This is a genomic window from Mycobacterium sp. VKM Ac-1816D, from assembly GCF_000416385.1.
Classification (GTDB): domain Bacteria; phylum Actinomycetota; class Actinomycetes; order Mycobacteriales; family Mycobacteriaceae; genus Mycobacterium; species Mycobacterium neoaurum_A.
In genome coordinates this window covers 1-13,361 of the sequence record NZ_AOHQ01000100.1, presented here as the reverse complement: position 1 = coordinate 13,361, position 13,361 = coordinate 1, and the positions used below count along the sequence as shown (strand labels likewise).

Annotated in this window: 14 protein-coding genes and 1 riboswitch; of the genes, 8 read left to right on the top strand and 6 right to left on the bottom strand. The window is 66.7% G+C overall.

The window, feature by feature from the left end; genetic code table 11:
* Positions 1–8 precede the first annotated feature (8 nt).
* Positions 9–132: riboswitch (cobalamin riboswitch) on the top strand.
* A 39-nt stretch (positions 133–171) separates the two neighbouring features.
* From G154_RS01125 to G154_RS01110, 4 genes are read left to right on the top strand one after another with little or no spacing between them, the layout of a single operon-like run.
* Positions 172–1,200, top strand: coding sequence for an ABC transporter substrate-binding protein (locus G154_RS01125; RefSeq protein WP_019510661.1), 1,029 nt, complete (start codon positions 172–174; stop codon positions 1,198–1,200).
* Positions 1,197–2,210 (top strand): ABC transporter substrate-binding protein, encoded by a 1,014-nt coding sequence (locus G154_RS01120; RefSeq protein ID WP_019510662.1) that lies wholly within the window; start codon positions 1,197–1,199, stop codon positions 2,208–2,210. Before G154_RS01125 ends, G154_RS01120 begins: the two co-directional genes overlap by 4 nt.
* The gene (locus G154_RS01115; RefSeq protein WP_019510663.1) at positions 2,207–3,232 is read left to right on the top strand and encodes an iron ABC transporter permease; all 1,026 of its coding nucleotides are present in this window, start codon (positions 2,207–2,209) and stop codon (positions 3,230–3,232) included. Before G154_RS01120 ends, G154_RS01115 begins: the two co-directional genes overlap by 4 nt.
* Positions 3,233–3,260: 28 nt before the next feature.
* Positions 3,261–4,016, top strand: a complete 756-nt coding sequence (locus G154_RS01110) for an ABC transporter ATP-binding protein (protein WP_019510664.1) — start codon at positions 3,261–3,263, stop codon at positions 4,014–4,016.
* Here G154_RS01110 and G154_RS01105 read toward each other — a convergent pair whose 3' ends face one another.
* Genes G154_RS01105 through G154_RS01090 form a run of 5 tightly spaced genes read right to left on the bottom strand, consistent with a single transcriptional unit; the run spans position 4,017 to position 8,049 of the window.
* Positions 4,017–5,381 (bottom strand): NtaA/DmoA family FMN-dependent monooxygenase, encoded by a 1,365-nt coding sequence (locus G154_RS01105; RefSeq protein WP_045546603.1) that lies wholly within the window; start codon positions 5,379–5,381, stop codon positions 4,017–4,019.
* A 41-nt stretch (positions 5,382–5,422) separates the two neighbouring features.
* On the bottom strand, positions 5,423–6,043 hold the full coding sequence (locus G154_RS01100) for a MetQ/NlpA family ABC transporter substrate-binding protein (protein ID WP_237742477.1): 621 nt from the start codon (positions 6,041–6,043) through the stop codon (positions 5,423–5,425).
* Positions 6,007–6,345, bottom strand: coding sequence for a hypothetical protein (locus G154_RS27015; RefSeq protein ID WP_237742475.1), 339 nt, complete (start codon positions 6,343–6,345; stop codon positions 6,007–6,009). The genes G154_RS01100 and G154_RS27015 overlap by 37 nt, the downstream gene beginning before the upstream one ends.
* 22 nt (positions 6,346–6,367) lie before the next feature.
* Positions 6,368–7,051, bottom strand: a complete 684-nt coding sequence (locus G154_RS01095) for a methionine ABC transporter permease (RefSeq protein ID WP_019510667.1) — start codon at positions 7,049–7,051, stop codon at positions 6,368–6,370.
* Positions 7,048–8,049 (bottom strand): methionine ABC transporter ATP-binding protein, encoded by a 1,002-nt coding sequence (locus G154_RS01090; protein ID WP_019510668.1) that lies wholly within the window; start codon positions 8,047–8,049, stop codon positions 7,048–7,050. The genes G154_RS01095 and G154_RS01090 overlap by 4 nt, the downstream gene beginning before the upstream one ends.
* 235 nt (positions 8,050–8,284) lie before the next feature.
* Here G154_RS01090 and G154_RS01085 point away from each other — a divergent pair, with 235 nt between their 5' ends.
* A complete protein-coding gene (locus tag G154_RS01085) occupies positions 8,285–9,379 on the top strand; it encodes an LLM class flavin-dependent oxidoreductase (RefSeq protein ID WP_019510669.1) in 1,095 nt (364 codons plus the stop codon).
* Between the two features lie 27 nt (positions 9,380–9,406).
* Here the strand turns inward: G154_RS01085 and G154_RS01080 are convergent, their stop codons facing one another.
* A complete protein-coding gene (locus G154_RS01080; protein WP_019510670.1) occupies positions 9,407–9,994 on the bottom strand; it encodes a type II toxin-antitoxin system PemK/MazF family toxin in 588 nt (195 codons plus the stop codon).
* A gap of 35 nt (positions 9,995–10,029) precedes the next feature.
* Between G154_RS01080 and lepA the strand changes: the two genes are divergently transcribed.
* The 3 genes from lepA to G154_RS01065 all read left to right on the top strand — a co-directional run bounded on the left by lepA (position 10,030) and on the right by G154_RS01065 (position 13,254).
* Entirely contained in the window at positions 10,030–11,937 is a 1,908-nt protein-coding gene (gene lepA / locus G154_RS01075) for a translation elongation factor 4 (RefSeq protein WP_081649898.1), read from the top strand.
* A 32-nt stretch (positions 11,938–11,969) separates the two neighbouring features.
* Positions 11,970–12,689: a sensor domain-containing protein gene (locus G154_RS01070; RefSeq protein ID WP_019510672.1), complete on the top strand. Its 720-nt coding sequence runs from the start codon at positions 11,970–11,972 to the stop codon at positions 12,687–12,689.
* 85 nt (positions 12,690–12,774) lie between these two features.
* Positions 12,775–13,254, top strand: coding sequence for a bifunctional 2-polyprenyl-6-hydroxyphenol methylase/3-demethylubiquinol 3-O-methyltransferase UbiG (locus tag G154_RS01065; RefSeq protein WP_234713141.1), 480 nt, complete (start codon positions 12,775–12,777; stop codon positions 13,252–13,254).
* Positions 13,255–13,361: the final 107 nt, after the last annotated feature.

Here is a 13,361-nt window from a genome sequence, read left to right as displayed (position 1 = left end):
CCGTCTGCGGTGCCATACCGGTAGAGTGCGGTGCTGACCTGCAGGGGAATCCGGTGCCAATCCGGAGCTGACGCGCAGCGGTGTGAGGCATGGCCTCGAGCCCGAATGCCTGCGGTCGTGCAATCGTCGACGGCTCCGCGTTTGGGCCCTGTACCGAAGGAAGTCACCGCCGTGCGTGTCACCGTCACGCTGCTCTGTCTTGTTCTCACCGTCACCGCCTGCAGTAGAGCGGATGAACCGGCCGCCGAGCTCGCTGCCGCCGCCGCTGAAGCCGGCCACACCAGCTATCCGCTGACGCTGCAGAACTGCGGCGTGCAGGTCACCTTCGAGCAGGCGCCGCGACGCGCGGTGTCGCTGTATCAGGCCTCCACCGAGATCCTGCTCTCCCTCGGCCTGGCGGACCGCATGGTGGGCACCTCCACCTGGTTCGACCCGGTGCTGCCCGCGTTGGCCGCCGACAACGACCGGGTGCCCCGGATCGCCGACAACGACCCGAGCCTGGAGGCGGTGCTCGACCTGGAACCGGACCTCATCACCTCGGCGAGCGCCCACACATTCACCCCTGCCGTCGTCGGTGAGCGCACCCGCCTGGCCGAACTCGGCATCCCCACCTACCAGTCGCCCTCGGTGTGCACCGACGCCATTGTCGACGGCGAGACGGTGACGCGCACCGCACCGCTGGAGATGGACACACTGTTTCGCGAAATCACGGAACTGGCACAGATTTTCGACGTCCAGGACCGTGGCGCGGAACTGGTGAGCCGGCTCAAGAAGAGGCTCGATGACGCACCTCGGACCGAGGCGCGCGACGCCACGGTGGCGTTCTGGTTCTCCGGGTTGCGCACCCCGTACCTGGCCGGCTGCTGTTCGGCGCCCGGGCTCTACGCCCGCGAGGTCGGCGCCACCAATGTATTCGCCGACGCCGCCGAGGACTGGCCCGAGATCAGCTGGGAGGCTCTGGCCGACCGCAACCCCGACGTACTGGTGCTCGCCGATCTGAGCCGCAAACGCATCGACGGGGACGCCCTCGACACCAAGACTGCGTTCCTGGAGTCCAACCCCGTCACGCGGAACATGACGGCCGTCCAGCAGAAGCGCTACGTCGTGCTGACGGGCTCCGAACTCGACCCCGGTATCCGTCAGATCGACGCCGTGGAGAAGCTCGCCGACGGTTTCGCGACGATCGGGGAACCGAAATGATCGTCCGCACCGTGCTCGGCATCGCCGCCGTGTCGGCACTGACCGCCTGCGGACAGTCGGCGGTCCACGTCCCAGAGGACGCGGCAGGCCCGGGTTATCCCATGACGGTCAGCAATTGCGGCCGCGATGTCGTCATTCCCGCGCCGCCGCAGCGCGCGGTCTCGCTGAACCAGGGGTCCACCGAGATCCTGCTGTCACTCGGGCTCGCCGACCGGATGGTCGGCACCGCGACCTGGACAGATCCGGTACGGGAGAACCTCGCCGCGGCCAATGCCACGGTTCCGAAACTGGCGGAGAACAAGCCGTCGCTGGAGACCGTGCTCGACACCGAACCCGACTTCGTATCGGCATCCTTCGCCGGAACGCTCGGACCCGGCGGCGTTGCCGACCGCGATCAGTTCTCCTCCCTCGGTGTGCCCACCTATCTGGCACCCAGCGACTGCGAGGGAAAGGTGTCGGTCAACGAAGACGGTGCCCGCACCGAACCTTTCACCATGGCGGCCATCTACCGCGAGATCCGGGATCTGGCACGAATTTTCGACGTCACCGACCGTGGTGAGGAGCTGGTCGCCGAGTTGGAGCAACGGATGCAGGCCAACCGGTTGCAGGTCGACGCCGATCTCGGGTACTGGTTCTCCGATATCCGGGCCCCTTATTTCGCCGGGTGCTGCGGCTCGCCGGGTGTCATCACCGACGCGGTCGGTGCGCGCAACATCTTCGTCGACACCACCGAGGAGTGGCCGCAGGTCAGCTGGGAGGTGATCGCCGAACGCGATCCCGACGTACTGGTGCTCGCGGACCTGAGCCGGCGCACCATCGACGGTGACGCGCTGGATGCGAAGATCGCCTTCCTGGAGTCCAATCCGGTGACCTCCCGGCTGACCGCCGTCCAGCAGAAGCGCTACATCGTGGTCAACGGCGCCGACCTCAACCCGTCCATCCGCACCGTCGACGGCACCGAGAAGGTCGCCGATGGACTGCGCCGCTTCGGATACGCCGCCGAACGTTGACGCTGCGCACGCCCTCGCTGGCCGTTCTCTGGGTACTGGGACTGGCGCTGCTGGTCGCTTCGGCGGCGGTGGCCATCACCATCGGTCCGGCGGCCCTGTCCGTCCGTGACGTCTATGGGATCGTCGCCGAACATCTGGGTGCCGGTCCCTCGGGCGCGACCAGGATCCAGGACGGCATCGTATGGCAGCTGCGGTTGCCGCGGGTGCTGCTGGCCGCCGTTTGCGGTGCGGGGCTGGCACTGTGTGGTGCGATTCTGCAATCGCTGCTGCGCAATCCGCTGGCCGATCCGTTCGTGCTCGGGGTCTCCTCGGGTGCCTCGACCGGCGCGGTGTTGATCGCGGTGCTCGGGGTCGGCGCGGGCGCGCTCACGCTCTCCGGCGGCGCGTTCGTCGGCGCGGTGCTGTCCTTCGGGGTGGTGCTGCTGTTGGCACATGCCGCGGGCGGCGGCACCGACCGGGTGGTGCTGGCCGGTGTCGCTGCCACACAATTGTTCTCGGCGTTGACCTCGTTCATCGTCTTGTCATCGGCCGACGCCGAGCAGACCCGGGGCGTGCTGTTCTGGTTGCTCGGTTCCCTTGCCGGGGTGTCCTGGAACGATGTCGCGGTCTGCGGTGTGGTGGTGGGCGCCGGACTGGTGTGCTGTCTGGCCTACGCGCGGGCGCTGGACGCGTTCGCCTTCGGTGACGATGCCGCGGCCACCCTCGGAGTGTCGGTCCGGCAGGCCCGCATCGTGCTGCTGGTGATGACCGCGCTGATCACCGCCGCACTGGTCAGTGCTGCCGGGGCGATCGGATTCGTCGGGTTGGTGTTACCGCACGCCGCCCGATTCGTGGTGGGGCCCGCGCATCTGCGCCTGCTGCCGACGGTGGCAATCTTCGGCGCGGTGTTCATGGTGTGGGTCGACACGTTGGCCCGCACCGTGTTCGCACCGCAGGAGCTGCCCACCGGGGTGGTGACCGCACTGTTGGGCGTGCCTGCGTTCGCGTTGATCCTGTTGCGCCGCCGGGGGATACCGGCATGAGCGCAGCTTGTAAGCGAATCGTCGACACATGAGCCTGCGCGCGAACCGGGTCGGCTGGACACGCTCGGGCCGACTGGTGCTCGACGGTGTCACCCTGGAGCCCGCGCCGGGCAGCACCGTGGGACTGCTCGGGCCGAACGGATCCGGTAAGTCCTCGCTGCTCAAGCTGCTCGCCGGGGTCGACCATCCCGACGACGGGACGGTCGAACTCGATGGTCGTCCGATAGCCCGGATGTCGCGGCGCACCCTGGCCCGGCGGGTGGCGATGGTGGCCCAGCACGCCGAGACCGAGTTGCACATCACGGTGCGTGATGTGGTGCGGCTGGGGCGGATCCCGTACACCGGCATGATCGGGACGGACACCGAGGGCACGGCGGTGGTGGACCGCGCGTTGGCAGCGACCGGGCTGACCGATATGACCGAGCGGTTCTGGCACACCCTGTCCGGCGGCGAGCGCCAGCGGGTCCAGATCGCCAGGGCGCTGGCCCAGGACCCGGACCACCTGCTGCTCGACGAGCCGACCAACCACCTCGACATCGCCCACCAGTTGGAGATCCTGGCGCTGGTCCGCCGGCTGGACATCACCACGGTCGTCGCGCTGCACGACCTCAATCTGGCGGCGATGTTCTGCGATCACATCGTGGTGCTGTCCGGCGGGATCGTCGTGGCGACGGGCATTCCCGCCGAGGTGCTGACCGGGGAGCTGATCGAGATGGTGTACGGGGTCCGATGCCGGGTCACCGTCGAGGACGGGCTTCCGCATGTCCGGTTCGCGCTCGACTGATCAGGCGACCGGTTGGGTCTCCCGATCGGCCAGCGAGTTGCCGGCAAAAGCGCCGCGGTAACGCGCGGCCGGATGGCTGTCGGGCAGTCGGTCTCCCTTGCCGAGCAGCTTGTGGCGCAACGTGCCCGACTTGTCGGTGCCGAGCAGGCCGCGCTCACGCAGGGTGGGGAACAGCCGATCGGCCACCTCGCGGAACGATTGTGGAACCGTGGCGTGATAGACGTTGATTCCGTCCACGCCGGCCTCCCGCCATTCTTCCAAGCGGTCCGCGATCTCCTCGGGGGTGCCCACGACCCGGTTGGCGCCCTCCATCACCCAGGCCATGTCGCGGATGGTGGGCTCCTCGTTGCCGGAAACCTCGGCGGCCCAGCGCTTGAAGCTCTGGATGCCGGTGAACTCACCGAGCTCACTTATCGGGGTATCCAGCGGCAGCCCGCCCGCGTCGATACCGGCATCGCCGAGTGCGTGCAAGGCGATGCCCTCCAGGTCGAGGTAGCGCTTGAGTTCGTCGTTGCGTCGGATCGCGTCGGCATGGGTGTCGCCGATGACGAACGACAGACCTTGGGCGAAGGTGATGTCATCGGGATCCCTGCCGTATTCGGCTGCCAGTGATCGGGTTTCGGTGGTCAGCTTGTAGGCATCCGCCGGTGAGGGGCTGCCGATGTAGACGCCCTCGGCGTTACGGGCCGAGAACAGTTGACCCGCGGGGGAGGAACCGGCCTGGAACAGCACCGGTGTGCGTTGCGGAGACGGTGAGGTGAAATGCGGTCCTTCGACGCGGTAGCGCGGTCCGACGTGGTTGATCCGGTGGATCTTGTCCGGGTCGGAATGCACGCTGCGCTGCTTGTCCTGCACCAGCGCGTCCTCGTCCCAGGAACCCTCCCAGAGTTTGTAGGCGACGTCGACGTATTCGTGGGCCCACTCGTAGCGCTCGTCGTGGGCGAGGGTGCCCTCGTGGCCGAAACTACGGAACATGTTGGCGTTGAAGCTGGTCACGATGTTCCAGCCCAGCCGGCCCTCGGTGTAATGATCGAGTGAGGACATCCGCCTGGCGAAATTGAACGGGTGATCCTGGATGATGGAGCTGGTGAACACGATGCCGAGGTTCTCCGTCGCCGCCGCGAGCGCGGAGGCCAGCACCGAGGGATCGTTGACCGGGATCTGGATGCCCGCCTCGACGGATTTGCGCCAGTTGCCGTTCCACGGCGCGCGCAACCCGAAGACATCGGCGAAGAACAGCAGATCGTAGCCCGCCTTGTCGACCTCGGCGGCCAGTGAAGTCCAATGCCGCAGCGAATTGAACTTGTGGTTCTGCGCCTCCGGTGCCCGCCACAACCCGTGCAGCACATGGGATGCGGTGTTCATCACGAATGCCGAGTAGTACAGCGGCTTACGGCGTCGGTCGGTCACGAGCTGGTGCCTTGTCCCGCGGAGTCCGACTCGCCGATCGGGCCGAGGGTGTCGCGAATGAGGGCGTTGTCGGTGGTCTGCAGGAACTCGGCGATCTTCGGGTCGGAGAAGGTGGCGATCAGCTTCTCGACGTTCGGGTCGTCGAGATGTTTGTTGCTGACCACCAGGCCGCCCTCGCTGCCGGCGGGCGCGGGATGGCGGTCCAGGATCTGGTCTTCGCGCAGTCCCGCCGCATACACATCGGAGATGTGCACCACCACGGCGTCGACATCGGCCAGACTGCGGGCCAGTTGGCCGATCGGTACCTGGACGAACTCGTAGTCCTTCGGGTTGGCGGCCACATCGCTGAGCTGGGGCAGCCCCTCGACGGTGTCCTTGCCCGGCGCCAAGGTGATCTGGCCGGCCTCGGCGAGATCCAGCAGGGCAATGGCCTGACGGGCGGGATCGTCGCGCAGGGCGATCTTGGCACCGGCGGGCAGTTGGTCCCAGCTGTCGTATTTGTCTGAGTAGGTGGCCTGATCCCAGGTGAATGTCGGTGCGGCCAGCGTCAGTTCGAAACCGTTCGCGGCGATGGCATCGTTCAGGAACGGCTGGTGCTCGAAGAAGTTGCCGGCCACGGTACCGGCGTCGACCGCGCGGTTGACTCGATCAGGTTGTCGATCTGCACGGGTTTGATGGTGATTCCGTGCTCGGGCGCGATGTTCTCGCTGATGTAGGCCAGTAGGTTCTCGGCCGCGATATCGGTACTCCAGGTGGCCACCTCGAGCTCGGTGCCGAAGGGCTGGTCTCGATTGGCGGTCTGACTGTAGACGATACCGCCGATGACGACGGCAACCAGACCGGCGGCCGAGGCGATCCACGGCCAGCGCTTGCGCTGTCTGATCTCGATGTCTGCCGTCGGGTTGTGCTGGTCTGTCATGTGTTCCTCTGTTCTGGTCGGGTCAGCGGGTGAGTGCTTTGACGACACGGTCGCCGGTGAACTGCACCAACTGGATGGTGAGGATCAGCGCGATCACCGTGGCGATCATGATGTTGTCGTCGAATCGGTTGTAGCCGTATGTGATCGCGAGGTGTCCGACGCCGCCGGCGCCGATGGACCCGGCGATCGCCGAGTACTCGATCATCGCGATGGTGTTGACGGTGAGGGCACCGGCCAGCGCGGGGAGCGCCTCGGACATCTGCACGGACCGGATGACCTGGACGTGCGAGCCGCCCGAGACCAGTCCCATATCGGCGACGTCGATGCGGACCTCGCGCAGCGCGTTCTGGACGAGGCGGGCGAAGAAGGGTATCCCGGCCACCGTCATCGGCACGATCGCAGCGGCGATGCCGATGGTGGTGCCGACGATGAATCGGGTGATCGGGATGATCGCGGCCATCAGGATCAGGAACGGCAGCGATCGGCCGATGTTCACGATAGTGTTCAGCGCGTTGAACACTCGCGGGTCCGGGAACAGCCCGAACGAGGACGTGTTGTGTAGCACGATGCCCACCGGTGTGCCGATCAACACCACGAGCGCCATCGTCACCCCGACCATCACCCAGGTTTCACCGTAGGCGGGCAGCAACAGATCGGGGACCCGCGCCCATGGGGTGCTGAAGTCTTCGGCGGCGACCAGGGTCATGCCGCTTCCTCGCCGCCGACGGTGTCGACGGCACGCACGTGCAGGCCGCGGGCACGCAGGTGATCGGCGAAACCGGCTGGTGCGCCGGGGGAGATGGCGAGCACGGCGCGGCCCACCGCGACGCCGCGGATCGCTTCCACGCTGGCGCTGAGCACATGGACCTGTGCGCCGGCCAGTCCCGGGGTGGATCGGATGGAGGTCAACCAATCCGGCGGGACATCGCGGGAGGCGTACGAGATCTCCCACACGTCACCGGGTGCGCGCAAGGGTGCATTGGGACGATCGGGCAACAGCTCGTGTGCCAGAGCGGAATTCGGATCGAGGATGATGTCTTCGACCGAGCCGCTCTCGATGATGCGGCCGTTGTCGATGCGGGCCACCGAATCGGCGATCTCGCGGACCACCTCCATCTCGTGGGTGATCAGGATGATCGACAGGCCGAACTCGTTGCGCAATTCGGCGAGCAATCCAAGGATCGACTGGGTCGTGGCCGGGTCCAGCCCGGACGTTGCCTCGTCGGAGAGCAGGTTGGACGGGCCGAGCGCGAGTGCGCGGGCAATGCCGACCCGCTGCTTCTGGCCCCCGGAGAGCTGGGCCGGGTAGAACTCGCGACGATCGCCGAGCCCGACCCGTCCCAATAGCTCGTCGACACGTTTGGTCACCGAGTCGTCGGTGGCGTGCAGGTATTGCAATGGCAGTGCGACGTTCTGGGCCACAGTGCGGCGGCGCAGCAGCGGAGCGGTCTGGAAGATCACGCCGACGCTGCGGCGCGCGGCCAGCAGCTGGGCGCGGTCGAGGCGGGTGAAGTCCTTACCGTCGACGCGCACCGTGCCGCTGGTGGGCCGTTCCAGGAAGCTCACGCAGCGCGACAATGTGCTCTTTCCGGCGCCGCTTGGTCCGACGACGGCCAGGATCTCACCGCTGCCGACCGATAGCGAGATATCGTCGAGGACAGTGCGGTCGCCGAACCTCTTGGTCAGATTCTCGATCTCGATCACGTTGACTCTCTTGGTTGATCCGGCCCCAGGGTCGGACGGCACGGAGCGCTGGCATAGCTCTGCGCGAATCCGCTCAAGATACGTACTGGGCCCCCGCCGCGGAACGGTAGCGATCTGATTGATTCGAACTGCGCCATGATTGTCGAAAGTCGCTGTCGCTGAGTAGATTTGTCAGGATGCGAGTTGAAGACTGCCTGTTATCGGCGAAGCGGATCGTCGGCGAGGGGTCGACTCCGTGACGGTGAAATTCCACTGGTATCTGCCCACGCACGGCGATACCACCACCATCGCCGATAACCGGGGTGATGCGGCGAGCCGTGCGCACTCGCATCTGCAGCCGACGCTGGAGAACCTGACCGCGCTGGTGCGCACTGCCGAAGATCTGGGATTCGAGGCAGCCCTCACGCCGACGGGATCCCATTGCGAGGATTCGTGGTTGGCCACCGCGGCATTGGCCCAACACACCCAACGGCTCACGTTCCTGGTGGCGTTCCGGCCCGGCGTGCTCTCACCGACGCTGGCCGTCCAGCAGGTCAGCACCTACCAGCGCTTCACCGGAAACCGGTTGGCCCTCAACATCGTCACCGGTGGAGACGATGCCGAGATGCGCCGCTATGGCGATGCGATCGACAAGTCCGCGCGGTACCGGCGCACCGCCGAGTTCTTGACCGTGGTCCGTGGCGCATGGAGCAATCCGGAGTTCACCTTCCATGGCGAGTTCTACGACGTGGAGAACGCCAGGACGGCCTATCCGGTGCAGACCGTGCCCACCGTCTACTTCGGCGGTTCCTCACCCGAGGCGATCGAGGTGGCTGCCGAACATGCCGACGTCTACCTGACATGGGGTGAGCCGCCGGATCAGGTCGCGGAGAAGATCGACCGGGTGCGCGTCGCCGCGGCGCGACACGGACGGGAAATGAGGTTCGGCCTGCGCCTGCACACCGTGGCGCGGCCCACCGGGGAGCAGGCCTGGCAGCGCGCCGACGAGCTCATCGCCGGCCTGGACCCCGACGCCGTGCGCCGTGCTCACGATCGCTACCTGTCCAGCGGTTCGGAGGGACAGCGCCGGATGGCGGCGCTGACCACCGGTCAACTGACCGACGCGCGCAGCCTGGAGGTCCATCCCGGGCTGTGGGCCGGACCGAGCCTGTTACGCGACGGAGCGGGTACCGCCGCGATCGGCAGCTATGAGCAGGTTGCCGCGGTGTTCGCCGAGTACGCGGGTCTGGGCATCAGCGAGTTCGTGCTCTCGGGCTACCCGCAGGCCGACGAGATCCGCCATGTCGGCCACGGCGTGCTGCCGCTGGTGCGCGCGGGCCTACTGGTCTGAGTCGGGACGTCTTCGCGGCAGCGAAAATCAGCTCCACGAGAACTCGGCGCGCAGCCGGGTCGCGACCAGTTCGAACTTCTCGCGTTCCAGGATTGCGCCCTCGCGCCGAATCCCGTCTTCGGGCACGTCGAGCACCCGGTCCAGCCGCACCCAGCTGGGCCGGCCTTCGTAGTCCCAGCTGCCGGTGCCGATGCCGACCCAGTCACCGTCGGCGGCGTGCCGGTCCTGGCTGGACAGCATGAGTCCCAGCAGCACGCGCTGGTCGCGTCCGACGACGAGGACCGGGCGGTCCTTGCCGCGGGTGGGGTCGTCTTCGTAGACCACCCAGGTCCACACGATCTCGCCGGGGTCGGCTCGGCCGTCCAGGTCGGGGGAGTACTCGATGCGCCTGGCCCGGTGCGCGGTCGGGACGCTCGCGCTGGTCACCGGGCGTCCGGCGGGGATCGCCGTCGGTGGGCGCTGGACGGTCTGAGCTCCGGCCAGCGCGTCCAGCCCGATTTTCAGCCCCTGTTGCAGGACCCGTTCGGGCTTGGGCAGCTGCCGGATGAGCTTGGGTGCTTCGTTGAAGACAAGGTGCTCCGCGAAGCGTTGGAAGGTCTTCCACTGCGACGCCATGTGACGAGCATAGGTCGCGATTGTGAGGCGACGGCCTGCTGTCGATACGCTGGACTCGACTATCGCGCCTCGACCAGGAGATTCCCATCAGTAGTTTCGCCGACAAGACGTTCACTGCGCCGGCGCAGATCAGGAACTTCTGCATCATCGCCCATATCGACCACGGTAAATCGACCCTGGCCGACCGGATGCTGGGCATCACCGGCGTCGTCGCGGACCGCGACATGCGGGCCCAGTACCTGGACCGGATGGACATCGAACGCGAGCGCGGGATCACCATCAAGGCCCAGAACGTGCGGCTGCCGTGGTCGGTCACCGGCGAGGACGGCACCGAAGAGAACTACGTCCTGCATCTGATCGACACCCCGGGCCACGTCGACTTCACCTACGAGGTCTCGCGCGCCTTGGAGGCCTGCGAGGGGGCGGTCCTGCTGGTCGACGCCGCGCAGGGCATCGAGGCGCAGACGCTGGCCAATCTCTATCTGGCGCTGGACCGGGACCTCACCATCATCCCGGTGCTCAACAAGATCGACCTGCCCGCCGCCGATCCGGACCGGTACGCCGGGGAGATCGCGCACATCATCGGCTGTGAGCCCGAGGACGTGCTGCGGGTGTCCGGCAAGACCGGTGTGGGTGTGCGCGAACTGCTCGACGAGGTCGTCCGGCTGATCCCGGCGCCGGTCGGGGATGCCGACGCCCCCGCGCGGGCGATGATCTTCGACTCGGTCTACGACATCTACCGCGGCGTGGTCACCTACGTGCGCGTCGTGGATGGCAAGCTCAATCCCCGCGAAAAGATCAAGATGATGTCCACCGGCGCGACGCACGAGTTGCTCGAGGTCGGCATCGTCTCACCCGAACCGAAGGCCTCCGACGGCCTCGGGGTCGGCGAGGTCGGCTACCTCATCACCGGCGTGAAGGATGTCCGTCAGTCCAAGGTCGGCGACACCGTCACCACGGCGCGCCACGGTGCGACCGAAGCGTTGACCGGGTACCGCGAGCCCCGCCCGATGGTCTACTCCGGCCTGTACCCGGTGGATGGCTCGGACTACCCGGTGCTGCGTGAGGCGCTGGACAAGCTGCAGCTCAACGATGCCGCGCTGACCTATGAGCCCGAGACATCGGTGGCACTGGGGTTCGGCTTCCGGTGCGGATTCCTCGGCCTGCTGCACATGGAGATCACCCGCGAACGCCTGGAGCGCGAGTTCAATCTCGACCTGATCTCGACCGCCCCCAACGTGGTCTACCGGGTGGTCAAAGAGGACAACACCGAGATGGTGGTGACCAACCCGTCGGACTGGCCCGAGGGCAAGGTTCGCGCCGTCTTCGAACCGGTGGTCAAGACGACGGTCATCGCGCCCAGTGAGTTCATCGGCACCATCATGGAGCTGTGCCAGACCCGCCGCGGTGAGCTCGGCGGGATGGACTACCTGTCCCCGGAGCGCGTCGAGTTGCGCTACACGATGCCGCTGGGCGAGATCATCTTCGACTTCTTCGATTCGTTGAAGTCCCGCACCCGCGGTTACGCCAGCCTGGACTACGAGGAGGCCGGCGAGCAGGAGGCCGACCTGGTGAAGGTCGACATCCTGCTGCAGGGCGAGGCCGTCGACGCGTTCAGCGCCATCGTGCACAAGGACGGCGCCGCGGCTTACGGCAACAAGATGACGACGAAACTCAAGGAACTCATCCCGCGCCAGCAGTTCGAGGTGCCGATCCAGGCCGCGATCGGCTCACGGATCATTGCCCGCGAGAACATCCGGGCCATCCGCAAGGACGTGTTGTCCAAGTGCTACGGCGGTGACATCACCCGTAAGCGCAAACTGCTGGAGAAGCAGAAGGAGGGCAAGAAGCGGATGAAGACCATCGGCCGCGTCGATGTCCCGCAGGAGGCCTTTGTCGCGGCGCTGTCCACCGAGGCCGTCGCGGACAAAGCCAAGAAGTGACTCGCAGGCGCGTCATCGGTCACAATGGCGCGGTGAACACAGCAGCCGCGTCACGCGTGCGATACGCCCGTCATGCCGTCCTGGCCGCTGCCGTCGGCTGCGCGCTGCTGACCGGCTGCACCAGCACCGTGAGCGGTCAGGCGGTCCGCGACCCGAACGCCGTGCCCGCCGATGTGCCACTGCTTCGCGAGCGCCAACTCGATGATGTGTTGCTGCCCATCGGCGAGATCAACTCCATCATGGGGTCGGACACCATGGAGGTGACCGGTGAGCTCGATCAGATGGTCGACCATTCCCGCGACGTTTCCAATCCGGAGTGCCTCGGTGCGATCTTCGGTGCCGAGCAGCCGGTCTACGGCGACAGCGGTTACACGGCGGTGCGCGATCAGGTCTCGCGCGAACCCGATGAGGACAATGCGCACTGGGTCGAGCAGACCGCGGTGCTCTATCCCTCGGCCGACGACGCAAAGCAGTTCTTCGACGACTCCCAGGCGATGTGGAAGAAGTGTGCGGGCTCCTCGATCGACATCGACGACGGCACCGACAGCTACACCTGGCAGATCGAGGATCTGACCGACAGTGGCACCGTGCTCACCCAGGTGACCGCGCAGGAGGACGCCGACGGTTGGGAATGCCAGCACGCGTTGTCCTTCGCGTCCAACCTCACCGTTGAGGCCTGGGCATGTAGTTACGGTGCGGGCGACGAAGCGGCGGAGATCGCCGCGCAGATGCTGGAGAACGCCGCCAAATAGGTCTTCGTCCTATGGTTCGTGGGGGTGTGGTGTGAGCGCTGAGGACCGTGCCCGCTGGGCCGCGATGTACGTCGAGGGTGCCGACATGCCCGTGGCCGCGTTGCCCGCTGTGTTCGGCGGTGTGGAGGATGTCTTCCCGCGCACCGGTACGGCTCTCGACATCGCCTGCGGCACAGGCGGTGCCGCGGTGTGGCTGGCGCAGCGCGGGCTGCGGGTGCATGCCGTCGACATCTCCGCGGTGGCCATTGCCCAGGCGCGTCGGCTCGCCGAACAGACCGCCGTCCCGGTTGCCTTCGACGTGGCCGATCTCGATGCAGGTCTGCCGTCGGGTGAACCGGCCGATGTGCTGCTGTGCCACAAGTTTCGCGATACCGCCCTATACCGTTCGATGACGGCGCGGCTGAAGCCGGGCGGGCTGTTGGCGATCTGCGTGCTCAGCGAGGTGGGCTCCGCACCCGGCCGATTCAGGGCTGTTGCCGGTGAATTGCGTTCGGCTTTCGGTGATCTCGATGTGATCGCCGACGGTGAGGGCGGGGGACAGGCCTGGTTGGTCGGACGTCGCTGACGTTTGCGTGAGTTGTCGTACCCCGGTGGGATGATCAGGTGTATCTGATCAAGACATTTCACTGCGGGCCCGGCGGCTGGACCGACCAGCAGCATCTCGATGGCACC

Bases quoted from the DNA above. Each gene is read 5' to 3' on its own strand.
- G154_RS27015 (WP_237742475.1), bottom strand. From the start codon at position 6,345: ATGACAGACCAGCACAACCCGACGGCAGACATCGAGATCAGACAGCGC.
- G154_RS01105 (WP_045546603.1), bottom strand. From the start codon at position 5,381: ATGAACACCGCATCCCATGTGCTGCACGGGTTGTGGCGGGCACCGGAG.
- G154_RS01120 (WP_019510662.1), top strand. From the start codon at position 1,197: ATGATCGTCCGCACCGTGCTCGGCATCGCCGCCGTGTCGGCACTGACC.
- G154_RS01095 (WP_019510667.1), bottom strand. From the start codon at position 7,051: ATGACCCTGGTCGCCGCCGAAGACTTCAGCACCCCATGGGCGCGGGTC.
- G154_RS01065 (WP_234713141.1), top strand. From the start codon at position 12,775: ATGCCCGTGGCCGCGTTGCCCGCTGTGTTCGGCGGTGTGGAGGATGTC.
- G154_RS01110 (WP_019510664.1), top strand. From the start codon at position 3,261: ATGAGCCTGCGCGCGAACCGGGTCGGCTGGACACGCTCGGGCCGACTG.
- G154_RS01080 (WP_019510670.1), bottom strand. From the start codon at position 9,994: ATGGCGTCGCAGTGGAAGACCTTCCAACGCTTCGCGGAGCACCTTGTC.